The sequence below is a fragment of the Intrasporangium sp. genome (assembly GCF_035688975.1).
In the GTDB taxonomy this organism is placed as follows: Bacteria; Actinomycetota; Actinomycetes; order Actinomycetales; family Dermatophilaceae; genus CALMNV01.
The window spans coordinates 1-3,795 of the sequence record NZ_DASSMH010000106.1 but is presented as its reverse complement, the minus strand read 5'-3'; the positions used below and the strand labels follow the sequence as shown (position 1 = coordinate 3,795).

Here is a 3,795-nt window from a genome sequence, read left to right as displayed (position 1 = left end):
CTCCTTGGCGTCCGGCGCGACGGCGTCCTCCAGGTCGAGGATGAGAGCGTCGACCGGGATGGTCTTGGCCTTTTCCAGCGCCCGCTCGTTGGAGGCCGGCAGGTAGAGGACGGACCGAAGCGGCCGGAACTCCGCGCTCATCGGGCACCCCCCGTGGCGTCCGCCTCGTCGGTGCTCGGCTCCCTGTAGAGCTCGGCCAAGGCCGGGTCGGTCGCGGCGAGGCGCTCGGCGAGCTCGAGGATGACGAGGCACTGCTTGAGGCTTGCGTCGTCCTCCATCTTGCCGTCGAGCATCACGGCCCCGGTGCCATCGCCCATCGCCGCCTTGACGCGGCGGGCGTGCGCGACGTCCTCGGCCGAGGGGCTGAACACGCGCTTGGCGATGTCGATCTGCACCGGGTGCAGCGACCACGCCCCGACGCAGCCGAGGAGGAAGGCGTTGCGGAACTGGTCCTCGCACGCCACGACGTCGGCGATGTCGCCGAAGGGTCCGTAGTACGGGAAGATCCCGTGCATCGCGCAGGCGTCGACCATGCGCGCGATCGTGTAGTGCCACAGGTCCTGCTGGAAGACCGCGCGATCGCCGTGGACGTCCGGGCCGTCGGCAGTCACCGTGGGGTCCAGCCGCACGAGGTAGGCCGGGTGACCGCCGCCCACGCGCGTCGTCTTCATCCGGCGGTCGGCCGCGAGGTCGGCCGGTCCGAGCGAGATCCCTTGCAGGCGTGGGCTGGCGCCGGCGATCTCCTCGACGTTGGCCATGCCGCGGGCGGTCTCGAGGATGGCGTGGACAAGGATGGGGCGGGTCAGGCCGGCGCGCGCCTCGAGCTGGGCGAGCAGCCGGTCGACGTAGTGGATGTCCTCCGCCCCCTGCACCTTGGGCACCATGACGACGTCGAGCTTGTCGCCCACCTCGGTCACCAGCGTCGTGAGGTCGTCGAGCACCCAGGGGCTGTCCAGGCTGTTGACCCGGGTCCACAGCTGGGTGTCGGCGCCGAAGTCGGTGTCACGGGCGATGCCAACGAGCCCCTCCCGGGCGGCCTCCTTGCGGTCCGCCTTGACCGCGTCCTCGAGGTTGCCGAGCAGCACGTCGACCGTGCCGACCATTCCCGGCACCTTGGCCGCCATCTTCGCGTTGCTCGGGTCGAAGAAGTGGATCATCCGGCTCGGCCTCGCGGGCACCTCCCGGAGAGGCCGCGGGGCTCCGACCGCGAGGGGCCGGAAGAAGTCCTTGGCAGGTCGCATGGGCGCACCGTAGCAACGGCTGCGCAGCCCCGGTTATGACGGACCTCACTAGGATGGACCGGTGTCCGAGCAGCCGGCCCTCAACGTCAGCGCCCTGCTGGGCGAGGCCATGTCGAAGTCCGGGCTGCTGTGGGTCGAGGTCCCCGATGCGCGGACGTGGCCGGCGTGGCACGTGTGGGTCGAGGACACGGCATACGTCGTCAACGGCCCCGGCGAGCAGACCCTGCCGTGGCTGCCGGAGGAGGTCCGGCTCGTCCTGCGCAGCAAGGACACCGGCGGCCGGCTGCTGACGATCCGGGCCCGCACCGAGGTCCTGGAGCCCGGGACGCCCGCGTGGACCGCGGCCGCCGAGGCCCTCAAGGCGTCGCGCCTCAACGCCGTCGACGACTGCCTGACCCGGTGGGCGCAGGCGTGCACCATCACGGCCCTCAAGCCCTTCGACGCGCCCGTGGAGGGCCCCGGGTCGTATGCCGCCGACGACCTGCGTCGGGCCCCCGTGGAGACGAGCGCGACGACGACGCGGTGGCGCCCCTGGCACTGGCGCGGGCGTGCTGTCAGACGGTCGGGAGGCTGACCCTCTAGCCTTTGGGCATGAGCGCAACGACCCGCGTCTTCGTGGCGCGCCTGACCGGCCTGAGCGTGTTCGACCCGCTCGGCGACCAGGTGGGTCGGGTGCGCGATGTCGTCGTGATGTTCTCGCCGACGCGACCGCAGCCCCGGGTCATCGGCCTCGTCGTCGAGGTGCCCGGTCGGCGGCGGGTCTTCGTGCCGATGACGCGGGTGACCTCGATCGACGCCGGCGCCGTGATCACGACCGGCCTGGTCAACATGCGCAGGTTCGAGCAGCGGACCAACGAGGTGCTCGTCGCCGCCGAGCTCTTCGACCGCACGGTGCGGGTCACGGGGCCGACCGCGGCCGAGGCGGGGATCAGCCAGGCGGTGGTCGAGGACCTCGCCATCGAGCAGACGGCGAGGCGCGACTGGATCGGCGTCAAGGTCTTCGTCCGCCAGCTCTCCGGCGTCTCCCCCGCGACGCGGGCCATGTCGAGGCTCACCCGCCGGCGCTCCGGCAAGACCATGCTCGTCGACATCCGCGACGTCGTCGGCCTGCACGAGCAGGCGCCCGCGCAGAGCGCGGAGCGGCTCCTCGAGACCTACGAGGACCTCAACGTCGCCGACCTCGCCGAGGTCATCCACGACCTCAATCCCAAGCGCCGCGCCGAGGTCGCGGCGGCCCTCGACGACGAACGGCTCGCCGACCTGCTCGAGGAGCTGCCCGAGGACGACCAGGTCGAGATCATCGCCGGTCTCGCGACCGAGCGCGCCGCCGACGTCCTCGAAGCGATGGAGCCCGACGACGCAGCCGACCTCCTGGCCGACCTGCCGCCGGACCAGGCCGAGCACCTCCTGCAGCTCATGGAGCCCGACGAGGCGGCGCCGCTGCGCCGGCTGCTCTCCTACGACGAGAAGACCGCCGGCGGCATGATGACGACGGAGCCCGTCGTGCTCGCGCCCGAGGCGACCATCGCCGAGGCGTTGGCCATGGTGCGCCGCGAGGAGCTCGCGCCGGCGCTCGCGTCGATGGTCTTCGTATGCCGCCCTCCGCTCGAGCCGCCGACCGGCCGCTACCTGGGGCTCGTCCACATCCAGCGGCTGCTGCGTGAGCCGCCGCATGCCCCGGTCGGCTCGATCATCGACAAGGACGTCGAACCGGCCCCGGCGACGGCCTCGCTGGAGACGGTGACCCGGACGCTCGCGACCTACAACCTCGTCTCGCTGCCCGTCGTGGACAAGGACGGCCGGCTCATCGGCGCGGTCACGGTCGACGACGTGCTCGACCACATCCTGCCCGACGACTGGCGTGAGGAGCGGCACGACCTCGAGGTGAAGCGGTGAGCGAGCCGGTCTTGCGCCGCCCGGCCCGGGCCGTGCGCAGCGACAAGCTCGACCAGCCCCGGGAGCAGCGCGGCCCCCTGCTGCCGCGGATCGCCCTGTCGCAAGAGGCCTTCGGCGTCCTGTCGGAGAAGTTCGCCCGCTTCATGGGCACCGCCCAGTTCCTCATCGGCATGACGCTCTTCGTCGCCGCGTGGATCGCGTGGAACGTCTTCGCCCCGCGGGACCTGATCTTCGACGGCTTCCCCTTCATCTTCCTCACGCTCATGCTCTCGCTCCAGGCGTCGTATGCCGCCCCGCTCATCCTCCTCGCGCAGAACCGACAGGCCGACCGCGACCGCGTCGCGCTGGAGCAGGACCGCGCCCGGGACGAGCGCAACCTCGCCGACACCGAGTTCCTCACCCGCGAGGTGGCGTCGCTGCGGCTGGCCCTGCGGGAGCAGGCGACGCGCGACTTCGTCCGCTCGGAGCTGCGCGCCCTGCTCGAGGAGCTCGAGGAACGCTCGCTGCTCGTCCCGCCGCGGGAGGAGCAGCGCCACGAGCAGCGCTGAGCGAACGACGGGGGTGCACGGCGGGGGTGCACGGCGGCGCAGGCCGCCCGCGGCCGTGAGCTCCCGTGGGTCGGCATACGATGGAACACATGTCTGCCCCCGCCCTGCCC

Annotated in this window: 5 protein-coding genes; 3 read left to right on the top strand and 2 right to left on the bottom strand. The window is 72.1% G+C overall.

Annotated elements, in window-relative coordinates:
* Together VFJ94_RS11140 and VFJ94_RS11135 are read right to left on the bottom strand one after the other, a co-directional pair.
* On the bottom strand, nucleotides 1-141 hold a 141-nt coding region (locus VFJ94_RS11140), incomplete at its 3' end, for an aldolase/citrate lyase family protein (RefSeq protein ID WP_325004278.1).
* Nucleotides 138-1,241, bottom strand: coding sequence for a CoA ester lyase (locus VFJ94_RS11135; RefSeq protein WP_325004276.1), 1,104 nt, complete (start codon nucleotides 1,239-1,241; stop codon nucleotides 138-140). The genes VFJ94_RS11135 and VFJ94_RS11140, both read right to left, overlap by 4 nt.
* Before the next feature lie 61 nt (nucleotides 1,242-1,302).
* On the opposite strand from VFJ94_RS11135, the gene VFJ94_RS11130 reads away from it, so the two are divergent.
* Genes VFJ94_RS11130 through VFJ94_RS11120 form a run of 3 tightly spaced genes read left to right on the top strand, consistent with a single transcriptional unit; the run spans nucleotide 1,303 to nucleotide 3,685 of the window.
* Nucleotides 1,303-1,815, top strand: coding sequence for a hypothetical protein (locus VFJ94_RS11130; protein ID WP_325004275.1), 513 nt, complete (start codon nucleotides 1,303-1,305; stop codon nucleotides 1,813-1,815).
* A 17-nt stretch (nucleotides 1,816-1,832) separates the two neighbouring features.
* Nucleotides 1,833-3,137 carry a magnesium transporter MgtE N-terminal domain-containing protein gene (locus VFJ94_RS11125; RefSeq protein ID WP_325004274.1) on the top strand — a complete coding sequence of 435 codons (1,305 nt, stop codon included), beginning with the start codon at nucleotides 1,833-1,835 and terminating at the stop codon, nucleotides 3,135-3,137.
* Nucleotides 3,134-3,685, top strand: a complete 552-nt coding sequence (locus VFJ94_RS11120; RefSeq protein ID WP_414654603.1) for a DUF1003 domain-containing protein — start codon at nucleotides 3,134-3,136, stop codon at nucleotides 3,683-3,685. The genes VFJ94_RS11125 and VFJ94_RS11120 overlap by 4 nt, the downstream gene beginning before the upstream one ends.
* Nucleotides 3,686-3,795 lie beyond the last annotated feature (110 nt).